The organism is Pseudomonas sp. CG7 (assembly GCF_023701885.1).
Taxonomy (GTDB): Bacteria; Pseudomonadota; Gammaproteobacteria; order Pseudomonadales; family Pseudomonadaceae; genus Aquipseudomonas; species Aquipseudomonas zanjanensis.
The window spans coordinates 1-20,825 of the sequence record NZ_JABAEE010000041.1 but is presented as its reverse complement, the minus strand read 5'-3'; the positions used below and the strand labels follow the sequence as shown (position 1 = coordinate 20,825).

General features: G+C 59.6%; 22 protein-coding genes, 1 other RNA gene and 1 pseudogene. 10 read left to right on the top strand and 14 right to left on the bottom strand.

Annotated features, from left to right (window positions below; genetic code table 11):
* Positions 1 to 21: 21 nt before the first annotated feature.
* Positions 22 to 426, bottom strand: coding sequence for a ferric iron uptake transcriptional regulator (gene fur, locus HGO40_RS17395; protein ID WP_003197684.1), 405 nt, complete (start codon positions 424 to 426; stop codon positions 22 to 24).
* A gap of 97 nt (positions 427 to 523) precedes the next feature.
* Here fur and HGO40_RS17390 point away from each other — a divergent pair, with 97 nt between their 5' ends.
* On the top strand, positions 524 to 1,051 hold the full coding sequence (locus HGO40_RS17390; RefSeq protein ID WP_014336565.1) for an outer membrane protein assembly factor BamE: 528 nt from the start codon (positions 524 to 526) through the stop codon (positions 1,049 to 1,051).
* Between the two features lie 183 nt (positions 1,052 to 1,234).
* Here HGO40_RS17390 and HGO40_RS17385 read toward each other — a convergent pair whose 3' ends face one another.
* From HGO40_RS17385 to HGO40_RS17375, 3 genes are read right to left on the bottom strand one after another with little or no spacing between them, the layout of a single operon-like run.
* A complete protein-coding gene (locus HGO40_RS17385; protein WP_250964017.1) occupies positions 1,235 to 1,537 on the bottom strand; it encodes an RnfH family protein in 303 nt (100 codons plus the stop codon).
* Positions 1,534 to 1,977, bottom strand: a complete 444-nt coding sequence (locus tag HGO40_RS17380) for a type II toxin-antitoxin system RatA family toxin (RefSeq protein ID WP_186705977.1) — start codon at positions 1,975 to 1,977, stop codon at positions 1,534 to 1,536. The genes HGO40_RS17385 and HGO40_RS17380 overlap by 4 nt, the downstream gene beginning before the upstream one ends.
* Positions 1,978 to 1,984: 7 nt before the next feature.
* A complete protein-coding gene (locus HGO40_RS17375) occupies positions 1,985 to 3,388 on the bottom strand; it encodes a sodium-dependent transporter (RefSeq protein WP_186705976.1) in 1,404 nt (467 codons plus the stop codon).
* A gap of 118 nt (positions 3,389 to 3,506) precedes the next feature.
* Here HGO40_RS17375 and smpB point away from each other — a divergent pair, with 118 nt between their 5' ends.
* Positions 3,507 to 3,989 (top strand): SsrA-binding protein SmpB, encoded by a 483-nt coding sequence (gene smpB / locus HGO40_RS17370; protein WP_042730880.1) that lies wholly within the window; start codon positions 3,507 to 3,509, stop codon positions 3,987 to 3,989.
* A 117-nt stretch (positions 3,990 to 4,106) separates the two neighbouring features.
* On the opposite strand, the gene HGO40_RS17365 is transcribed toward smpB, so the two are convergent.
* The gene (locus tag HGO40_RS17365; protein ID WP_250964016.1) at positions 4,107 to 4,874 is read right to left on the bottom strand and encodes an FCD domain-containing protein; all 768 of its coding nucleotides are present in this window, start codon (positions 4,872 to 4,874) and stop codon (positions 4,107 to 4,109) included.
* Positions 4,875 to 5,136: 262 nt separating this feature from the next.
* On the opposite strand from HGO40_RS17365, the gene HGO40_RS17360 reads away from it, so the two are divergent.
* The 7 genes from HGO40_RS17360 (at position 5,137) to ssrA (ending at position 13,669) form a co-directional block, all read left to right on the top strand.
* Positions 5,137 to 6,831: a lactate permease LctP family transporter gene (locus tag HGO40_RS17360; RefSeq protein ID WP_250964015.1), complete on the top strand. Its 1,695-nt coding sequence runs from the start codon at positions 5,137 to 5,139 to the stop codon at positions 6,829 to 6,831.
* A gap of 150 nt (positions 6,832 to 6,981) precedes the next feature.
* Positions 6,982 to 7,806: a (Fe-S)-binding protein gene (locus HGO40_RS17355; protein ID WP_250964014.1), complete on the top strand. Its 825-nt coding sequence runs from the start codon at positions 6,982 to 6,984 to the stop codon at positions 7,804 to 7,806.
* Entirely contained in the window at positions 7,803 to 9,260 is a 1,458-nt protein-coding gene (locus HGO40_RS17350) for a LutB/LldF family L-lactate oxidation iron-sulfur protein (protein WP_250964013.1), read from the top strand. Before HGO40_RS17355 ends, HGO40_RS17350 begins: the two co-directional genes overlap by 4 nt.
* Positions 9,257 to 9,928, top strand: a complete 672-nt coding sequence (locus HGO40_RS17345) for a LutC/YkgG family protein (RefSeq protein WP_250964012.1) — start codon at positions 9,257 to 9,259, stop codon at positions 9,926 to 9,928. Before HGO40_RS17350 ends, HGO40_RS17345 begins: the two co-directional genes overlap by 4 nt.
* Positions 9,925 to 12,792, top strand: coding sequence for an FAD-binding and (Fe-S)-binding domain-containing protein (locus tag HGO40_RS17340; RefSeq protein WP_250964011.1), 2,868 nt, complete (start codon positions 9,925 to 9,927; stop codon positions 12,790 to 12,792). The genes HGO40_RS17345 and HGO40_RS17340 overlap by 4 nt, the downstream gene beginning before the upstream one ends.
* A gap of 96 nt (positions 12,793 to 12,888) precedes the next feature.
* Positions 12,889 to 13,176, top strand: a complete 288-nt coding sequence (locus tag HGO40_RS17335; protein WP_250964010.1) for a PA2433 domain-containing protein — start codon at positions 12,889 to 12,891, stop codon at positions 13,174 to 13,176.
* Positions 13,177 to 13,272: 96 nt separating this feature from the next.
* Positions 13,273 to 13,669: a transfer-messenger RNA gene (gene ssrA / locus HGO40_RS17330) on the top strand.
* Between the two features lie 174 nt (positions 13,670 to 13,843).
* Here ssrA and HGO40_RS17325 read toward each other — a convergent pair.
* From HGO40_RS17325 to HGO40_RS17285, 9 genes and pseudogenes are all read right to left on the bottom strand, one after another.
* Positions 13,844 to 14,128, bottom strand: coding sequence for a helix-turn-helix domain-containing protein (locus tag HGO40_RS17325; RefSeq protein ID WP_207963357.1), 285 nt, complete (start codon positions 14,126 to 14,128; stop codon positions 13,844 to 13,846).
* Positions 14,118 to 14,327, bottom strand: a pseudogene (locus tag HGO40_RS17320) (transcriptional regulator); the annotation flags it as partial. The pseudogene HGO40_RS17320 and the gene HGO40_RS17325, both read right to left, overlap by 11 nt.
* Positions 14,328 to 14,336: 9 nt before the next feature.
* A complete protein-coding gene (locus HGO40_RS17315) occupies positions 14,337 to 14,705 on the bottom strand; it encodes a RidA family protein (protein ID WP_250964008.1) in 369 nt (122 codons plus the stop codon).
* Between the two features lie 24 nt (positions 14,706 to 14,729).
* A complete protein-coding gene (locus tag HGO40_RS17310) occupies positions 14,730 to 14,876 on the bottom strand; it encodes an FAD-dependent oxidoreductase (protein WP_250964007.1) in 147 nt (48 codons plus the stop codon).
* A complete protein-coding gene (locus tag HGO40_RS17305) occupies positions 14,876 to 16,303 on the bottom strand; it encodes an amidase (RefSeq protein WP_250964006.1) in 1,428 nt (475 codons plus the stop codon). Before HGO40_RS17305 ends, HGO40_RS17310 begins: the two co-directional genes overlap by 1 nt.
* 4 nt (positions 16,304 to 16,307) lie before the next feature.
* Positions 16,308 to 16,991: an amino acid ABC transporter permease gene (locus HGO40_RS17300; RefSeq protein ID WP_250964005.1), complete on the bottom strand. Its 684-nt coding sequence runs from the start codon at positions 16,989 to 16,991 to the stop codon at positions 16,308 to 16,310.
* Positions 16,988 to 17,644, bottom strand: a complete 657-nt coding sequence (locus HGO40_RS17295) for an amino acid ABC transporter permease (RefSeq protein WP_250964004.1) — start codon at positions 17,642 to 17,644, stop codon at positions 16,988 to 16,990. The genes HGO40_RS17300 and HGO40_RS17295 overlap by 4 nt, the downstream gene beginning before the upstream one ends.
* A complete protein-coding gene (locus HGO40_RS17290) occupies positions 17,644 to 18,432 on the bottom strand; it encodes an amino acid ABC transporter ATP-binding protein (protein WP_250964003.1) in 789 nt (262 codons plus the stop codon). Before HGO40_RS17290 ends, HGO40_RS17295 begins: the two co-directional genes overlap by 1 nt.
* A gap of 60 nt (positions 18,433 to 18,492) precedes the next feature.
* Complete coding sequence (locus HGO40_RS17285; protein WP_250964002.1) at positions 18,493 to 19,362, bottom strand: substrate-binding periplasmic protein; 870 nt, start codon at positions 19,360 to 19,362, stop codon at positions 18,493 to 18,495.
* Between the two features lie 492 nt (positions 19,363 to 19,854).
* Here HGO40_RS17285 and HGO40_RS17280 point away from each other — a divergent pair, with 492 nt between their 5' ends.
* On the top strand, positions 19,855 to 20,550 hold the full coding sequence (locus tag HGO40_RS17280) for a GlxA family transcriptional regulator (protein WP_250964001.1): 696 nt from the start codon (positions 19,855 to 19,857) through the stop codon (positions 20,548 to 20,550).
* Positions 20,551 to 20,825 lie beyond the last annotated feature (275 nt).

The window sequence follows — 20,825 nt, the reverse complement described above, 5'->3', positions numbered from 1 at the left end:
CCTTAAGTCCGCGCGACATGCTTACTTTTTCTTGCGTACGTACAGCACAAGATTGTGATCAACCATCTCGAAGCCATATTTGTCGACGATTGCTTTCTGCAGCCGCTCGATTTCTTCGTCGAAGAATTCGATGACTTCACTGGTCTCGACGTTGACCATATGGTCGTGATGCTTGCCGTCGTCCAGTTCGAAGACCGCATGGCCTCCGTCGAAGTTGTGTCGCACCACAAGGCCAGCTGCCTCGAACTGGGTCAGGACACGGTAAACCGTGGCCAGACCGACGTCCTCACCAGCCTCCATCAGCGCCTTGTAGACATCCTCGGCGCTCATGTGGCGTTGCTCGGCGGAATCGAGCATTTGTAGAATCTTGACCCGTGGCAGGGTCACTTTGAGGCCGGCTTTGCGTAGTTCGCTATTTTCAACCATGGTCAGCTTTCTCGCGATGCTGCTTCGCAGCTTCTCTTAATGCGGGTATGATCGGCGTTTACGTTGTCCCAGCCAAGATAGTGGAAGTCGCCCACCGATGCAAAACACCAAGCTCTTGCTAACCAGTTTCACCTTTGTGGGACTGCTCGCACTCGCCGGTTGTTCATTCCCCGGGGTTTACAAAATCGACATCCAGCAGGGCAATGTCGTCACGCAGGACATGATAGACCAGTTACGCCCGGGAATGACCCGCCGGCAAGTACGGTTTATCATGGGTAACCCTCTGCTGACCGACACGTTCCATGCCGATCGCTGGGATTATCTGTACAGCTTGCAGCCAGGTGGCGGTGAGCGCCAGCAGGAACGCATCAGCGTCATCTTCAGCCCCGACGACCAACTCGTCAGCCTGTCGGGCGATTTCATGCCTGGCGTGAGCCGCGACGAGGCCATCATGGGCAAGGACAGCGGCACCACCGTGACCGACCCGGCCCAGAATGCCGAACAGCCGAAACCGGAAAAACCGGTCAAGCCAGGTTCGTTGCTGGACCAGATCCAGAAGGACGTGGACAACGTCGAGACCGTACCGGTCCCGACTCCGGAGCCTCTGGATACGTCGCCGCAATAAATCGCGACAAGAAAAAAACCCGGCATGCCGGGTTTTTTCTTGTCTGCGATTCCGGCAGATGCTGCTTATTCAGGAACGTAGTGAATCCGTGGCGAGGGAGCTTGCTCCCGCTTGAGTGCGAAGCGCTCACAAAGAAAGGCTGCTGCGCATCGCCACAACGGCTCACAGTGCGATCAGACCAGGTTATTGCTCCGATTGTCGCGCCTGGGCAGCCTTGGCCGCGCGCAGGCGGCGAATTTCCTTCGGATCAGCCAATAAAGGTCGATAAATTTCCAATCGATCGGCCGCTTGCACCACCTGGCTATCCAGATCGGCAACCACCTTGCCAAAAATCCCCACCGGGCAAGTTGCCAGGTCCAGCTCTGGGAATACGTTGGCAATCCCCGACGCCACCAGCGCTGCGCGAACACTGGTGCCTTCCTGCACCCTGCATATGCGCAAGACCTGGCGATCCGCCGAGGCGTACACCACTTCTATCTCGATCAACGCTTGAGCTCTGCGTTCTGCTTGGCGCGCTGACAGAACGCATCGACCAGGGTATTGGCGGCCTGGTTGAACAGCGGTCCCAATGTCGCTCGCACCAACGGACCGGCGTAGTCAAATGAAAGGTCCAGGCTGATCTTGCAGGCTTTCTCGCCAAGCGGCTTGAACACCCATACACCATGGAGCTGGTTGAATGGCCCTTCTTCAAGGTTCATTTCGATGGACTGGCCAGGCACCAAGGTATTTCGAGTAACAAAATGCTGGCTCAGGCCGCCCTTGGCTACGTTGAGGCTGGCGCGCATATGGGTTTCGGAGCTCTCGAGCACCTCGGCAGACGAGCACCAAGGCAGGAATTCCGGATAACTCGCCACATCATTGACCAAGTCGTAAAGCGCCTGCGCCGGGTAGGGCAGCAAGGCCGAGCGTTGAATATGTGTCGTCATGTAAGCGTCACTTCCACAGCTGGGCGGCAAACACTACGAGAATGCCAATGGGCGCCACATAGCGCATCAAGAACAGGCTCAAGGCGAACAATACAGGACTGCGCAGCGACAACTCGTCACGCACGGCTTCACGCCCCATGATCCACCCTGCAAACACCACGAAACACAGACCTCCCAGTGGAAGCATGATCCGAGATGTGAAGAAATCAATCACGCCAAAGAAATCCAGCCCTCCGGTTGCTCCCCACTGGTAGAGATGGAACAGCCCGTCTTCGTTCACGAAAAACTTCGCCTGCTTCCATATATTGAAGGAAAACACCGTGCCCAAGCCCACGAACCAGCAAGTGAAAGCCAGCCAGAACGTGACCCAGGCGCGACTCAAGCGGGTGCGCTCCACCAGATAGGCCACCATGGGCTCAAGCAGAGAGATGGCCGAACTCCAGGCAGCAATCGCCACCAGGACAAAAAACACCACGCCCATGACTTGGCCGAACGCCATGCTACCGAAAGCAAATGGCAGGCTGACGAACATCAGCCCCGGCCCTTCGCTGGGGTTCAGGCCGGCGGCAAACACAATCGGAAACAATGCCACGCCCGCCAGCAGCGACACGAAGGTATCCAGCAGCGCAACACCGACAACAGTCCTGGTCAGCGACGCATTCTTCGGCATGTAGGCGCCGTAGATCATGATCGAACCGACCCCGACACTGAGGGAAAAGAACGCGTGCCCCATGGCCGGCAGCAGGCCATCCATGACTTTTTCCGGCTTGAAGTCGAACATGAAATGCACGCCTTCCATGAAGTGCCCGGTCGTCATGCTGTAGCCCAGCAGGACCAGGATCATCACGAAAAGCAAGGGCATCATGATCCGCAGGCTGCGCTCAAGCCCTGCCACTACACCCCGGGCAATCACCACGGCGGAAAGCACCATGAAGAGCGTGTGCCAAAGCGTGAGTCTCCAAGGGTCGGCGATCACATTGCCGAAGTAAGCGCCGACCTGATCAGGCGTCGCGCCTTGGAAATCGCCTCGCCCCATGTCGATGATGTAGTCCAGCGACCAGCCACCGACCACGCTGTAGAAGGACAAGATCAACAGTGCCGTGATCATCCCGGCGAACGCACCCCAGGACCACTTCGGCGAGTGTCCGGCCTCCACGGCCAACACCTTCAGCGCGTTGGCCGGGCTTTGCCGGGCGCGACGGCCGATCAGTGTCTCCGCCAGCATGACTGGCGCGCCGATCAGGGCGATGCATGCCAGGAACATCAATACGAAGGCACCGCCACCGTAGACGCCGACCATGTATGGAAACTTCCAGATACTACCCAGCCCCACGGCAGAACCGGTCGCCGCGAATATGAAGACCCAGCGGCTAGCCCAACTGCCGTGGACAGAAACCTTGTCTGTCGACATCGTGATCACGCCCAAGCGTTCAAAAAAGAGGCCGCATTGTCCGGGATTCACTCAACGTGCTCAAGCACGCAGCTTCACCGTAGCCGACACGCACGCAACTGCCTATAATGCCGCCCCTATGGCTAAACAGAAGAAACACCCCACAGGGACCATCGCGCAAAACAAAAAGGCGCGACACGATTACTTCATCGAACAACGTTTCGAGGCTGGCATGGTCCTGGCCGGCTGGGAAGTAAAGAGCTTGCGTGCCGGCAAGGCGCAACTGGTCGACAGTTATGTCTTGCTCAAGGACGGCGAAGCGTGGCTGCTGGGCAGTCATATCACGCCGCTGACCACCGCCAGCACCCATGTCATCGCCGATCCTGTGCGTTCGCGCAAGCTGCTGCTCAACAAGCGCGAGCTGGAAAAGCTCTTCGCCTCCGTGCAGCAGAAGGGCTACACCTGCGTCTGCACGTCGTTGTACTGGAGCAAGCACTTGATCAAGTGCGAAATTGCCCTGGGCAAGGGTAAGAAGGAGTACGACAAGCGCGACACCGAGCGCGAACGCGATGCCGGCCGCGAGCTGCAGCGCGCTGTGCGCAACAAGGGCAAGGAAGACTAGCCCGGAATCAACTGTGGGAACGAGCTTGCTCGCGATGACGGCGATACATCCAACACTGTTGGATCAGGCAGGCCGCCATCGCGAGCAAGCTCGCTCCCACAGGGTTCGCCGGCACTGTTACATTCCCTTGCGCCGCTCCGCCCGCGCCATACGCTGTACTTCCTGACGCACCTCTTCCAAGACTTCCTGCACATACAAGATATGTCGGCTGGAGATTTCCCGCGCCTGTTCGGCATGCCCATCCATAATGGCCTGGTACAACTCCCGATGCTGGCTGATCAGCATGTCGCGGGTCTCGCTGCGCTGCTTGTACATGCCACCGATATTGGTGACGACGTTGCGCTTGAGCAGGTCGAACAAGCCGCGAATGGTGTGCAGCAGTACCGCATTATGACTGGCCTCGGCGATCGCCAGATGGAACCGGGCATCCGCCGCGCCCTCCTCCGCCCGACTGACCTCGTCGTGGCGCGAGTAACAATCCTGCAGTTCGTCGAACGCCGCCGTCAGCCGCTCGCGATCCACCTCCGTGGCCCGCAGTGCCGCGTAATAAGCGCAGGAAGCCTCCAGCGTGTGACGGAACTCCAGCAAATCGCGCTGTGCTTCGGGGTTGCTTTCCAACAGTTGCAGCAGCGGGTCACTGAACGTCGAGCCCAGCGACTCCACCACATAGTTGCCGCCGCCCTGGCGACTGATCAACAAGCCTTTGGCCGTCAGCTTCTGGATCGCTTCACGCAACGAGGGGCGTGACACACCGAACTGCTCGGCCAGGGTCCGCTCGGCGGGCAGCCGCTCACCCGACTTCAGCGTGCCCTCAAGGATCATGCCTTCAAGCCGCTCGACAATATGGTCAGACAAACGGCGCTGACGAATCTGATCAAACCCCATAACTCAATTCTCCACGATCCCGACGGCTCGCCGGGCTCTCTATTCTGGCCCATCCGGGCCGTGCCCACACCCACCAAAAGCTATTTGTTCGAACGGATCAGATGCCCTCTGCACCGCTTATTCGACGAAAGTTTCAGGGCGGTAAATTGACACACGACAACCAAGGCTTTTACCCTAGCCGACAGCGCTTGTAAATTGGTATTACCAATTACCCAAAATCGCTGACAGTGCCTGACCAACAACAATTAGGGGCCCACCCATTATGCAAACCTGGCAACAGCTCTACAGCCCGCTCGGCAACCTCGGCTTGTCCGCACTTGCGGCCGTTATTCCCATCGTATTTTTCTTCCTGGCCCTGGCGGTGTTTCGCCTCAAGGGGCATGTGGCCGGCAGCATCACCTTGGCCCTGGCGATTGCCGTGGCGATTTTCGCGTTCAACATGCCCGCAGACATGGCCTTCGCCGCCGCCGGCTATGGCTTTGCCTACGGCCTGTGGCCCATTGCCTGGATCATCGTCGCCGCAGTGTTTCTCTACAAACTGACCGTCAAGAGCGGCCAGTTCGAAGTCATTCGCAGCTCGGTGCTGTCGATTACCGATGACCAACGCCTGCAAGTGCTGCTGATCGGTTTCTGCTTTGGCGCATTCCTGGAAGGTGCCGCGGGCTTCGGTGCACCGGTGGCGATCACTGCCGCCCTGCTGGTCGGCCTGGGCTTCAATCCTTTGTATGCCGCGGGCCTGTGCCTGATCGCCAACACCGCCCCCGTGGCGTTCGGCGCGCTGGGCATCCCGATTATCGTGGCCGGCCAGGTCACCGGGATCGACGCGTTCAAGATCGGCGCCATGACCGGTCGCCAATTGCCCTTGCTGTCGTTGTTCGTGCCGTTCTGGCTGGTGTTCATGATGGACGGCCTGCGCGGCGTGCGGGAAACCTGGCCAGCAGCGCTGGTGGCCGGCTTGAGCTTTGCCATCACCCAATACTTCACCTCCAACTTCATCGGCCCGGAACTGCCGGACATCACCTCCGCCCTGGCCAGCCTGATTTCCCTCACGCTGTTCCTGAAAATCTGGCAGCCCAAGCGCACCGCCGGCGCCCAGATTGCCGGCACCACCTCCAGCGCAACGGTCACCGCCAACGCCGGCGGTTTCGGCCAACCGCGCAGCACCGTGGCGTCGCCCTACAGCCTGGGGGAAATCATCAAGGCGTGGTCGCCGTTCCTGATTCTTACCGTGCTGGTGACGATCTGGACCCTCAAGCCGTTCAAGGCCATGTTCGCCGCCGGCGGCTCGATGTACGGCTGGGTGTTCAACTTCGCCATTCCGCACCTGGACCAGATGGTGATCAAGGTCGCGCCCATCGTGATCAACCCCACCGCCATCCCGGCCGTGTTCAAGCTGGATCCGATTTCTGCCACCGGCACGGCGATTTTCTTCTCCGCACTGATCTCGATGCTGGTGCTGAAGGTCAACCTGAAAACTGGTCTTACCACTTTTAAAGAGACGCTTTTCGAGCTGCGCTGGCCGATCCTTTCCATCGGCATGGTGCTGGCGTTCGCGTTCGTCACCAACTATTCGGGCATGTCGTCGACCATGGCCCTGGTGCTGGCTGGCACGGGCGCAGCGTTTCCGTTCTTCTCGCCGTTCCTGGGTTGGCTGGGCGTGTTCCTGACCGGCTCCGACACCTCATCCAACGCGCTGTTCAGCTCGCTGCAAGCCACCACCGCGCACCAGATCGGCGTCAACGACACCCTGCTCGTCGCGGCCAACACCAGCGGCGGCGTGACCGGCAAGATGATTTCGCCACAATCAATCGCAGTGGCCTGCGCCGCGACCGGGCTGGTGGGCAAGGAATCGGATCTGTTCCGTTTCACCCTCAAACACAGCCTATTCTTTGCAACGATTGTCGGCTTGATCACGTTGGCCCAGGCCTACTGGTTTACCGGCATGCTGGTTCATTAAGTCCTACACGCAATACTGGAAAAACCGACGCCGAACCGTGATTCGGCGTCTGCTATTCACAACCGGGTCTGCAAGGCTGCTGAAAGATTTCCTGGCTATATTCAGCAGCCTCAGCGGACGGATAACCGGGACCACCCGGAGACACGCCTGATGAGCGAGCTTTTCTACAACGCCGTACCGAACGCGACCCGTGTCGCCCCGCCCTTGCCCGAGCCTCGGCAGTACCCCAGCGAGAAACCGCGCCGGGTCTATCTGTTCGGCACATGCGTGGTGGACCTGTTCTATCCCGAAGCCGGAATGGATGCGATTCACCTGCTGGAGCGCGAAGGGATCCGGGTGGACTACCCGCAGGGGCAAAGTTGCTGTGGCCAACCGGCCTACACCTCGGGCTACACCGAGCAGGCGCGGACGGTGGCCCGGGCGCAACTGGCCTTGTTTGCCGAAGACTATCCGGTGGTGGTGCCCTCGGGCTCCTGTGCCGGCATGCTGCGCGAGCATTATGCCGACCTGTTCAAGGACGAGCCGGAAACGCTCAAGCAGGTCCAGGCCCTGGCGGCCCGGACCTATGAACTGGCCGAGTTCCTGCTATTTGTCTGCAAGGTGCAGCTGAACGACAACGGCGAGCCGGTGAAGGTCGCGCTGCATACGTCCTGCTCGGCACGGCGTGAAATGAATACCCATCTGCACGGCCGCGCGTTGTTGGCGCAGTTGCGCAATGTGGAGCGAGTCGAACACAGCCACGAAAGCGAGTGCTGTGGCTTTGGTGGGACGTTCAGTGTTCGCATGCCGGATATTTCCGGCGCGATGGTGGCCGACAAGACCCGAGCGTTGAAGGAATCCGGCGCGCATCAGGTCGTAAGCGCCGATTGCGGCTGCTTGATGAACATCAACGGCGCGCTGGAAAAGCAGCAGGAGGCGTTACGCGGCCAGCACCTGGCGAGTTTCCTCCGCCAGCGCATCGGAGGTGTCGCATGAGCACGCCGACGCTGATCCCGACCGTTGAGGTGCAGGAAGATTTTCGTGCCCGAGCCCATAAGGCCCTGGACGACACGCAACTGCGAAACAACTTTCGCAGTGCGATGGATTCACTGATGACCAAGCGGGCAACGTCCTTCAGCGATGCCCACGAAAGAGAACACCTGCGGGTGCTGGGCAATGCTGTCCGCGCCCGTGCGTTATCCAAGCTGCCCGACCTGCTCGAGCAACTTGAAACCAACCTGACCCGCAACGGTGTGAACGTGCACTGGGCGGAAACGGTGGACGAAGCCAACGGCATCGTCCTTTCGATCATCCGCGCTCACGAGGCGCGGCAAGTGATCAAGGGCAAATCGATGGTCAGCGAAGAGATGGAGATGAACCATTTCCTCAAGGCTCGGGACATTGAGTGTCTCGAATCCGACATGGGGGAGTACATCGTCCAGCTCGACCACGAGAAGCCTTCACACATCATTATGCCGGCGATCCACAAGAATGCCGGTCAGGTCGCGTCCTTGTTCCACGACAAACTCGGCGTGGAGTACACCAAGGACGTTGACCAACTCATTCAGATCGGCCGCAGGGTCCTGCGGCAGAAGTTCTTCGAGGCCGACGTCGGCGTCTCCGGCGTCAACTTCGCCGTCGCCGAAACCGGCACGCTGCTGCTGGTGGAAAACGAAGGCAACGGGCGGATGTCCACCACCGTGCCACCGGTGCACATTGCCGTGACCGGCATCGAAAAGGTTGTCGAGAACCTGCGTGATGTCGTGCCGCTGCTCTCGCTGCTGACCCGCTCCGCACTCGGCCAGCCCATCACGACCTACGTCAACATGATCTCCGGGCCACGCAAGGCCGATGAACTGGACGGCCCCCAGGAAGTCCACCTGGTCCTGCTGGACAACGGTCGCAGCCAGGCGTTTGCCGACAGTGAATTGCGCCAGACCCTGAACTGTATTCGCTGCGGCGCTTGTATGAATCATTGTCCGGTCTATACCCGAATCGGCGGCCATGCCTACGGTGAGGTTTACCCGGGGCCTATCGGAAAAATCATCACGCCACACATGGTCGGCCTGGCCAAGGTGCCCGACCACCCGAGCGCCTCTTCGCTGTGCGGTGCCGGCGGTGAAGTGTGCCCGGTGAAGATTCCGATCCCGGCACTGCTGCGGCGGCTGCGGGAAGAAAACGTCAAGGCGCCGGACAGCCCTAACCAAGTGATGCTCGGCCAGGGCAGCAAATACTCGCCCAAGGAACGGTTCATCTGGAATGCCTGGGCCTGGCTCAACAGCTCGCCGCGACTGTATCGGCTGTTCGGCTTCCTCGCCACGCGCCTGCGCGCCCTGCCGCCTCGAAACGTCGGCCCGTGGACCCAGCACCACAGCGCCCCCAAACCCGCCGCCCGCTCATTGCATGACCTGGCCCGCGAACACCTGAACCAGCAGGGAGACCGCCGATGAGTGCCAAGGACAATATCCTCGCCAAGCTGCGTAAAAGCCTGACGGGCGCCACGCCGGTTGCCGACAACTTCGATGTCGACCTGGTGACGCAGACCTATCGCTATGCGCCCGAGGAGCGTATCGCGCAATTGCGCAAGCTGATGGAGGCGGTGCACACCGAAATCCACCTGACCTCCGAGAAAGGCTGGCCGGCCCTGCTCGCGCAACTGCTGCGCGACCGTCAACTGCCGAGCCTGCTCATCGCGCCGACAACCGCACATGGGGAAAAACTCACACAGTTCTGGGCAAACAATCCGCACCTGCCAACCCTCAAGGCTTACGACCGCCCGGTGGAAGAATGGAAAGCCGAGCTGTTCAACGACACCCCGGCCAGCCTCACCGGAACCCTCGGGGCCATCGCTGCCACCGGTAGCCTGATTCTCTGGCCGACGCGGGAAGAGCCGCGACTGATGAGCCTGGTGCCACCGGTGCATTTCGCCCTGCTCAAGGCCAGCGAGATCCGCGACAACTTCTATGAAGTACAACAGGAATTCGAATGGGCCCAAGGCATGCCCACCAACGCCCTGCTGGTATCGGGCCCGTCGAAAACTGCCGACATCGAACAAGTCCTGGCCTATGGCGCCCATGGTCCGAAGGATCTGGTGGTTTTGATTCTGGAGGACCAATGACCCTTCCGACCTCTTTCCTACACGACGTTGAACGACTGATCCCGCAGAAACGCCGTTTCGACGACCCGCTGTCGACCTTGGCCTTCGGCACCGACGCCAGTTTCTATCGGCTGATTCCGAAACTGGTGGTACGCGTCGAATCCGAAGATGAAGTGATTGCCCTGCTGAAACTGGCCCAACGGGACCACGTCCCGGTCACGTTCCGCGCCGCCGGCACCAGCCTGTCCGGCCAAGCCATCAGCGACTCGGTGCTGATTGTGCTGGGGGATAACTGGAACGGACGCGAGATTCGCGAACAAGGGACGCAGATCCGTTTGCAGCCCGGCGTGATCGGCGCCCAGGCCAACGCCTGGCTGGCGCCGTTCGGGCGCAAGATCGGCCCGGATCCGGCCTCGATCAACGCCTGCAAGATCGGCGGCATCGTCGCCAACAACGCCAGCGGCATGTGCTGCGGCACGGCGCAGAACACCTATCACACCCTGGCCGGCATTCGCTTGGTCCTGGCCGATGGCACGCGCCTGGATACTGAAGACGACACAAGCGTGGCGGCTTTTCGTACAAGCCATGGCGACCTGCTGGAACGCCTGGCCACCCTTGGTCGCGAGACCCGCGCCAATACTGAGCTGGCAGCACGAATCCGGCATAAATACCGTCTGAAAAATACCACCGGCCTGTCACTCAATGCCCTGGTGGATTTTGACGAGCCTGTGGATATCTTGAGCCACCTGCTGGTGGGTTCCGAAGGCACCCTCGGTTTTATCAGTGCGGTGACCTACAACACCGTCATCGACCATCCGAACAAGGCTTCGGCCCTGATCGTATTCCCGGATGTGGAAACCTGCTGCAACGCCGTCACCGTACTGAAAAGCCAGCCGGTATCGGCCGTCGAACTGCTGGACCGCCGCAGCCTGCGCTCGGTGCAGGACAAACCGGGCATGCCGGATTTCGTACAGCATCTGTCGATCAATGCCTGCGCCTTGTTGATCGAATCCCGCGCAGCTTCTTCGTCGTTACTACAGGAACAGCTGGCCCGGATCATGGCCTCCCTGGCCGGTTTCCCGGTGGAAAAACAGGTCGATTTTACCGAAGACCCACGGGAAAACGCCCGGCTCTGGGCAATCCGCAAAGACACCTTCCCCGCCGTGGGCGCGATCCGCAAAACCGGGACCACGGTCATCATCGAAGACGTGACCTTTCCAGTGGAGCAACTGGCCATCGGCGTCAACCGTCTGATCGAGCTGTTCGACAAACATCACTACGACGAAGCGATCCTTTTCGGACACGCGCTGGAAGGCAATCTGCACTTCGTCTTCACCCAAGGCTTCAACAGCGCCGAAGAAGTCGCACGCTACCAGGCGTTCATGGATGACGTGGCGCAGTTGGTGGCGGTGGAATTCGGCGGCTCGCTCAAAGCCGAACACGGCACCGGGCGCAACATGGCGCCGTTCGTCGAGCTGGAATGGGGCAGCGATGCCTACCAATTGATGTGGCAGCTCAAACGCCTGCTCGACCCTAACGGCATTCTCAACCCGGACGTGGTGCTCAGCGAAGATCCGCAGATTCATCTCAAGCACCTCAAACCACTGCCGGCAGCCGATGAGATTGTGGACAAGTGCATCGAGTGCGGTTTTTGCGAGCCGGTGTGTCCTTCCAAGGACCTGACCTTGAGCCCGCGCCAGCGCATCGTGATCTGGCGCGATATCCAAGCGAAGAAACGCGCCGGCACCGACACCACCGAACTGGACCGTGCCTACCAATACCAGGGCATCGACACCTGCGCCGCCACGGGCCTGTGTGCACAACGTTGTCCGGTAGGCATCAATACCGGCGAGCTGGTGAAAAAGCTGCGCAGCCGCGACGCGACGCGAACGAAAACTGCCAACTGGATTGAAGGAAATTTCGCTATCACACTGCAAGGCGCGCGCTTCGCCCTGCACGTCGCCAACGGCGCACGCATGCTGCTGGGCGCGCCTCGCCTGGCGAAACTGTCGGCCTCGTTGACACGCCTGTCCAAGGGCCAGGTGCCACAGTGGACCCACGCCATGCCCCAGCCGGAAAAGGCCATTCGTTTCAGCCCCGCCGTCTCGGACGAACGTCCGAGGGTGGTGTACCTGGCGGCGTGCGTGTCGCGAGTCATGGGCCCGGCGGCGGGAGACAACGAGCAAATGTCGCTGTACGACAAGACTCGCGGCCTACTGGAAAAGGCCGGTTATCAGGTAGTCTTTCCCGACAATGTAAACAGTCTCTGCTGCGGCCAACCCTTTGCTTCAAAAGGCTACACCGAGCAGGCCGAACACAAGCGCCAGGAACTGATCGGCGCCTTGCTGCACGCCAGTCGCGGCGGGCTCGACCCGATCTACTGTGACACCAGCCCTTGCACGCTACGGCTGGTCCAGGACTTGGGTGACGTGCGCCTGGACCTGTATGATCCGGTGCGTTTCATCCGTACTCACTTGATGGACCGTCTCGATTTCACCCCCCAGGAGGCGCCCATCGCGGTGCACATCACGTGCAGTACCCAGCACCTCGGCGAAAGCCAGGCGCTGATCGATCTGGCGCGCCAGTGCAGCAAACAAGTGGTGATCCCGGAAGGTATCCATTGCTGTGGTTTTGCCGGCGACAAGGGCTTTACCACCCCCGAACTCAACGCCCACTCGCTGCGAAGCCTCAAGGACGCGGTTCAATATTGCACCGAGGGCATTTCCACCAGCCGCACGTGTGAGATTGGTCTGACGCATCATGGGGAAATCGATTACCACGGCTTGGTCTATCTGGTTGACCGTGTCACCCGCCCCAAGCCCGCCAACGGTGAAGGCCTTGCGATTGGGCTCGAAGAAAAATCGAATTCCTGCGCTTCGCTGTAGTCACTTGAATAGGCCCGGCTCCGCTGGGCCACCTACTGACTCGGCCCGGCCGCGACTGTCCAGCGGCACCGAGACCCTACGTTCAAGGAGATACACATGAAGCGCACCGCACTTGCTGGCTTGTTCATTTCCGCTGCGATGTTGGCCTCTCCGGTGTTTGCAAATAGCCAGGATGACCTTTGCAAAATCAACCTGCAAAAGATCAGCGACGCCAAAGTCAGCACCGAGCAAATGAGCGAAGGTCTAAAGACCGACATCGACGCCACCGTCGGACAAGCCAAGGCTGAGCACGCCAAAGGCACCAAAGAAGGCACCGAAAATTGCATCTCGTTGACCAATCAGGCCATCCAGAAGCTGCAGAACAACGCCAAAGGCGACCAGTAGCCTCACCGCAGGCCAACCTTCGGGTTGGCCTCGGACATGGATTGGCGTACACTGCACATGCCTGCCGCTCCAACAGACTCACGGAGCGACAGGTTCGGGGCCGTTTAGGATTCGACGCCGGTTGCGAAACTCTAGGTGCATGCCGAGTTGGTAACAGAACTCGTAAATCCACTGTTGCAACTTCTATAGTTGCCAATGACGAAAACTACGGCCAGGAATTCGCTATCGCTGCGTAAGCAGCCTTAGATCCTGAGCTTCTGGTACCTTCGGGTCCAGCAATCACGAGGGGATGTCCGTAAACCCAAAGTGATTGTCATATAGAACGGAATCGCCGTGCAGTACGTTGTGGACGAATCGGCTAAAACTTACACAACTCGCCCAAAGCACCCTGCCCGTCGGGTCGCTGAGGGTTAACTTAATAGACACGGCTACGCATGTAGTACCGACAGCGGAGTACTGGCGGACGGGGGTTCAAATCCCCCCGGCTCCACCAACTCGACAAAAAAGACGTCCATGGACGTCTTTTTTTATGCCCGGAATCCAGTGAAATCAGGGGCTTCAGCGCCACCGGCAATTTTTTGGTGACGGCAATCCAGAAAGAGAGAAGCGGGAAGTTCGTTCCGATACGCTGATCGGTAACGGCTCCAATTGGCAACGTAATTAAGCCTTAGACGGCTTGAAGGTCCCGCAACGCCTCAGGGTGCTGGCTCGCGACCCGCAGAAGGGTCTGTGCCGCACCGGCAGGTCGCCGACGACCCTGCTCCCAATCCTGCAACGTACGCAGGCTGACTCCCAGCAGCTCTGCAAATGCACTTTGGGATACACCGACTTTAGCCCTGGCCTCAGCCGCAGCCGAAAGCGTCACCTCGGTTTTGCGTGCCGCCTTGCCAGCTTTCATTTGGCGTACCGAAGCCAACAAGTCTTTCTGAAAGTTCTCCATTTCATGATCCATTACTGATCTCCTCTTTCAATTGATTCAAGAAGGCGGTCGGCAGGTTGTCGAACTTCGCCTTGGCGTAGGCGATCAGCAACCAGATGTGGCCTTCAGAAAGCGCGTTGTAGTAGATAACCCGCGTACCACCACGCTTACCCATCCCACCACCAGACCAGCGCACCTTACGCAACCCACCGCAACCCAAAAAAGCGTCGCCCCAACCGTCTCAAACACCAAAAGCAGGTTTCACCGCTATAACCATAATCTCCACCAGCACCTCAGGCCGCGCCAGGCGCGCCTGAACAGTGGCCCGTGCCGGAGCACTATCCGCTGGCAGCCAGGCGTCCCACACCGCATTCATCGGCGCGAAATCACGATCAATGTCCTTGAGCCAGATCTGTGCGCTCAAAAGCTGGCCCTTGTCGCTGCCCGCCAGTGACAACAAGGCGTCGATCTTGGCCAGCACCTGCCGCGTCTGCTCTTCGATGCCAACCTGTAGATCCGTGGGCACCTGGCCGGAGAGGTAAAGCAGATCGCCGTGACTGACCACACCGGACATCCGCGCGTTGCTCTGAAAACGTTGAATCGTTGCCATCGGGTTTACTCCGTGAATTGAAAGTTAAGGCTCTGCGCTGTCGGTTTCGCAATGCCCGGCAACAGAGCGGGATCGGCCAGCGGTTGCAACGGTGACGTTATGACCGGCCTTGTGTAGAAACCAGGCACTGCTCAAGCCAACGATACCAGCTCCGGCGACACAGATTTCCATCACGCCACCACCCTGTCCGACAGGTCCCAACCCACAGGCCGCCGCTGGAGCCAATCACTGACTTGCAGGTAGGCATGGGCGATCCGCAGGACCAAGGGTTCGGCGAAAGCACGCCCGACGATCTGCATCGAGACCGGCATACGTTGCTCGTCGAAGCCCACCGGCAGCGCCACTGAACAGAGGTTGAGCAGGTTGGCGAAACGGCCGAGCAAGGCCAGCGGCGTGCCGTACTCATCGACCTGACTCAGCGGCACGCTGCCAATGGCGTTGGTCGGAAACGCACAGGCATCGACGTTGGACATGGCTTCGTCCATGGCTTGGCGGGCAACACGTCGCTGGTTGTGCAAATCGATATAAGCCGCCGCGTCGATGGCGCGTCCGCTCAGCACCCGACGCTGCACATGAGGATCGAAGCGCAGATCATCGCGTTCGAACAGGCTACCAAGGCTGGCGTAGCCTTCGGCACTCATGAGGCCACCGGCAACGCGCATGCACTGCTCCAGGGAAGTCGGTAGCGGCTGTTCGACCAAATGCATGCCCAGTGCGGCCAATTGCTCAAGCCCCTGGTCATAGGCTGCCAATACGCCAGGCGCGATGTGTACGCGTTCGGCCTGTGGCAGCACCCAGACGCGCAGACCGGCCACCGGAAGATTCAAGCCTGCCGCGGTACTGAAGACTGGCGACTTGGTCGAGACCGAATCCAGCGGGTCCGGTCCCAGCAGCGCGTCAAGCATCCACGCGGCGTCTTCGACGGTGTGCGTAATCGGTCCTACCGAATCCAGCGATGGACACAACTCAATCAAACCGTGACGGCTCACCAACCCACGCGTGGTTTTCAACCCAACCAAACCACACATACCCGCCGGAATCCGCACCGAGCCGCCGGTGTCGGTGCCCAATGCCGCGCTTGCCAATCCGCCGGCCACGGCCACCGCGGAACCACTGCTGGACCCGCCTGGCGCACGATGCACGTCGCAGTCCCATGGATTCCACGGCGTGCCCATCACAGCATTGGTGCCCCACCCCCCGAAAGCAAACTCTACGGTGTGGGTCTTGCCCATGATGATCGCCCCGGCGCGCTCCAGTCGCTGGACTGCCGTGGCGGTGAGCCGCGAGATACGCGGCTGCTGTGCCAGCGAACCACCGGTGATGGCCTTGCCGTCGATTTCGAACAAATCCTTGATCGCCACCGGAATGCCATGCAATGGCCCCAGGTTGACACCGGCAGCCCGTTGCCGATCGGCCGCGATGGCGGCACCGAGCGCGCGCTGGGGATAGGCCTCGACATAAGCATTGAGTTGACCGTTGAAACGCTCGATCCGCTCCAGTTGCGCGCCAACCAGGGACTCGCTCGTGAGCGCCCCGGAGGCCAGCGCTTGCTGCAACTGGCCGATGCTGTGGGAAGCGGTACGATCCTTGATGTTCATGTGTTCAGCCTCGAATGGTTTTGCGTCCGCGAGAAAATCGTACTTCCAGTACCCGCGATAACAGAGAAAGAGGGAAAGCGATGACGAAATAGAACAACCCCACCAGCAAGAAAATATGCATCGGCAAAAAGGATTCGGACGCGATGGCCCGGGCTGCCAGCATCAACTCATCGGTGGCGATCAAGGCGCACAGGGAGCTGTCCTTCAGAATCGACACGTAGGCATTGAGCAATGGCGGCAACATGCCGCGAATGGCTTGGGGAAAGATCACCGAGGTGAAGGCTTGCAATGGCGTCAGGCCGGTGGCGATGGCCGCCTCACGTTGGCCGCGATGCAAGGAGTCCAGTCCACCGCGCAGGATTTCCGCGACGTAGGCCGAGCCCTGCAAACCCAAACCGATAGCGCCGGCCCAGTAACCAGACAGCGTCAGCCCGAGGCTGGGCAAGGTGAAGTACAGCGCCAGCAGCAACGCCAGGAGCGGCACCGCACGCATCCCCTGGATGAAGAACACCGCCAGACGCTTGAGCAATATGCTGGGGCTCTTCATCGCCCAGGCCAGTAACGCGCCCAACACCGCCGCCAGGGCGAAGCCTGTCAGGGACAGCTCGGCGCTGACTCGCGCGCCGAGTAGCAGGCGCGCGAACCAATCGCTCCAGTATTCCGGGTATTGCTGGAAAAAACCGATCATCGCGCCGCCCTCAGATGACGTTCAAGTCGGATGAATCCCACGCCAATTGGCAGGATCATCGCCGCATAGATGCACATCACCGCCAGATAAATCAACGAGGTCTGGAACGTGGAGGTCACAAGATTGCGGGCAAGGAACATGATTTCCGGCACGGCAATGGCCGAGGCGATGGACGTGTCCTTGATCAGTTGCGTGACATAGTTGGCGTAAGCCGGCAACGCAACGCGCAGGGCCTGGGGCAAGAGGATGTAGCGCAAAATTTGCAGACGGTGCAAGCCGACGGCCTGTCCGGCTTCATGCTGGCCGACGTGCAGCGATTGCAAGCCGGCTCGGAAAGTATCGGCCAGCACTGCGCTGCCTACCAGGCTCAAACCGACGATGGCCGCCAACCACGCGGGCAAGTTGATTCCCAGATAGGACAGCCCGAAGTAGATCAGGAACAAGTGCGCCAGCGCAGGCACGTTGCGCATCCATTCGATGAAACAGGCAATGGCGCCGTGCACCAGTCGCGATCGGCTGAACGTCAGTAAAACCGCCAGTATCAAACCGCCCGCACTGGCCAGCACCAAGGTGCAGAGGGCGATTTCCAACGCGTTAATTGCGCCTTTCAACAGCAAGGGCAACAGTCCGAGGAAAGCTTGCAGATTCACCATCAGGCGCTCTCCACAGCCATGCGCCCCAGAAAACTGCGGGTGCGTTCGTGACGAGGGTTGTCGATGACTTGCGCCGACGGCCCCTGTTCGACAATGCGCCCGCCGTCCATGAAGATCACCCGATCCGCCACATCGCGAGCAAACCTCACTTCATGGGTGACCATGATCATGCTGCGGCCCTCTTCCGCCAGCTCGCGAATCACGGCCAACACTTCGCCGACCAATTCGGGATCCAACGCCGAGGTCGGTTCGTCGAACAGAATCACTTTCGGTTGCTGGGCCAAAGCCCGGGCGATGGCGACCCGCTGTTGCTGACCACCCGACAACTGCTCGGGATAAGACTCGGCCTTGTGCCGCAGATGGACTTTTTCCAACATCGCGTCGGCCAATTCGTACGCTTGCTTGCGCGGCATGCCTTGGGCCTTGATGGGACCGAGCGCGACGTTATCGCGCACGGTCAAGTGCGGCCAGAGATAGAACAACTGGAACACCATGGCGATCTCGCGGCGCTGCGGCGCCATCTCCCGATCACTCATCAGGCGCAAACGCTTACCGTCCTTGACCTGCCCGATCAGCTCATCCCCCAGCCAGATCTCGCCGCTGGTGGGTTTTTCCAGGTAATTGATGCAACGCAGGCAGGTGGACTTTCCAGAACCGCTTGGGCCAATCAATGACAGGGTCTCACCGGGCTTCAACTCCAGGCTGATGCCCTTGAGCACTTCCAGATCGCCATAGTTCTTGTGTAATTCGTGCACGCGCAGCAACGCGGCATCAGACGGGCTCGACATCTTGGCTAACCTCTTTTTGTTATAGGCATGGCGATGAGTCCGGCGCATCGCCTCACACACTTATTTGCAGCCAGGTAGCGTCCAGTCCGCTGGGCGATCGACGCCCAGACGCAGGTCCTTGCCTTCGGGCATGAACCAGACATCCTGGGTCAGGCCGTAGCGAGCGCCGACCTTGCGCATCTCACAATTTTTCCAGAGCGTCTGAATCTGCGCGTTGACCGCCGTCACCAGCTCCGGACTGGCCTTGTTGAAGCCGAACACCACCTGGCCCAAGCCAGTCAGCAATGGGAAATTCGGATCGTTGTCGACAAAGGCGTTGAAACGCAGGTGCCATTGCTCATTGCGGGAAATGGCGTATTGCATGACCGGTGGATCGCCGATCACCGCATCGATCCGTCCGGCGAGCAGATCGCGAACGGCCGCATCAGACGTGTCGTACAGGGCGACTTGCAGGCCATCGATCTTGCGCATCTCGGGGATGAACGAAAAACCGGTGATGGTGCCGACTTTCTTGCCTTGCAAATCCTTGAGGCTGTTCCAGTTGGTCTTGTCTGGCTGGGTGATACCGTTCTTGAAGTAGTGAATAGGATCGCTCAAGGCCATGATTTTCGAGCGTTGCTCGGTCCAGCCCATGGTGCCGGCCATGACATCCACTCGTTTGGACTGCACCGAGGCAATCGTCCCTGACCATTCCATCAATGCCGGTTTGACCTTAAGGCCCAGCTTTTCGGAAATTTGTTGAAGAATTTCACCGTCATAGCCGACCATCCGACTATCTTGATACCCTGTTCCTGGCATATCACCACTGAAGGCGATGGTCAGGCTTCCCGGCTCTACTGTCTCCAATGCGACCACCGGTGCCGCGGCCAGCACGGACATCAGAAAACCGGCACAGATACCGGAAAAACGCTGGACTTTGGACGTCTTCATCGGATGCTCCTCGATAGTTTTTATTGTGGCAGCAGAACGTTTCGCATCGGTCCATCGTAGTGGGCCCGTCGGTATACCTGGTTGGACGCTTTGCACGAATGATTGAACATTTGCGACATTCTGGCGGCACAGAGCCCGTGGCACCCCCGGAAAGCCTCGTGGACGAGCTCGATCATGGGCAGGCGCGTCATCCACCCATGCGCCGCGGCACCGCCGAGCTGTCTATTGGCATCATGTTGTGGCCACGTTTCCCCTTGCTGTCACTGTCAGGGCTGACCGATGCGTTGCGGCACGCCGCCGATACAGGAGATCAAAGCCGCCCCATACGCTGCCAATGGAAAGTACTGGGTACTCCCGGGCAAAGAGTCATTTCCAGTAGCGGACTGGACGTACCGATCGACAGTGAACTCGCTGATCCGAAGCGTTTCGACTACATCGTGGTGATTGGTGGTTTGCTCGACTCCATCGAGTCGGTGCCGAAAAACCTATCCCGTGTTCCTCCACCAGGCCGCAGCGGCACAGGTGCCGTTGATCGGCCTGTGCACCGGCAGTTTCGTGCTCGCGCGACATGGCCTGATGGAGGGGCGAACGGCGTGTGTCCACGCCTATCATGGCGACGACTGGAAGCGACTGTTTCCCTCGTTGCGCTTTGTCATCAACAGAGACTTTCTGATCGACCGGGACCGGATCACCTGCGCGGGCGGTGTGTCAGTCATCGAACTGGCGCTTCATCTGATTGGCCTGCACTGCGGACCGGATCGTGCGGGCAAGGTTGTGCATCAGATGACGGTGGCAAAGAACACGTCCAGCAGTTTCGTCGACCGACGCAAGGCCCTCGGGTACGCCAGTTCATCCAATCGCCGGCTGCCCGAAGCCGTGATGTTGATGGAGAAACACATGGCCCAACCCCTGGATATCGAGGCCATTGCGCATCTGGTCGGCACCAGTAAACGGCAATTGGAACGCCTGTTTGTCGCTGAAACCAACAACAGCCCAGCCCAGTTCTACCGACAGGTCCGACTCCGGTTCGGCAGATGGCTGCTGGTGAGTTCCGACCGCCAGATTAGCGAGATCGCCTTTGAATGTGGCTTCGCCGATGCGCCACATTTTATTCGGCACTTTCAGAGCATGTTTGGCATGTCACCCGGGAAGTTACGCAAAGCCCTGATGCAGCAAGATGGGAAATAATGCGGCAACGAACAACGTCATCTATAGAGCTCAGACTCGATCTGACAGTTACCTGATTTCGGTCTTAAGTAATGCCAGTCGGTTAAATGGAATACCACGGGCGAACACAACCCGTGGCGAGGGAGCTTGCTCCCGCTGGGCTGCGTAGCGGCCCCAAAACAGGGCCGCTTCGCGACCCAGCGGGAGCAAGCTCCCTCGCCACGGGGTTACAGCCCGGCTTTATTTCGCTTGACTGACTGGCATTAGTCCAAGGATGTCTTTTTTGTGCCTGAAAT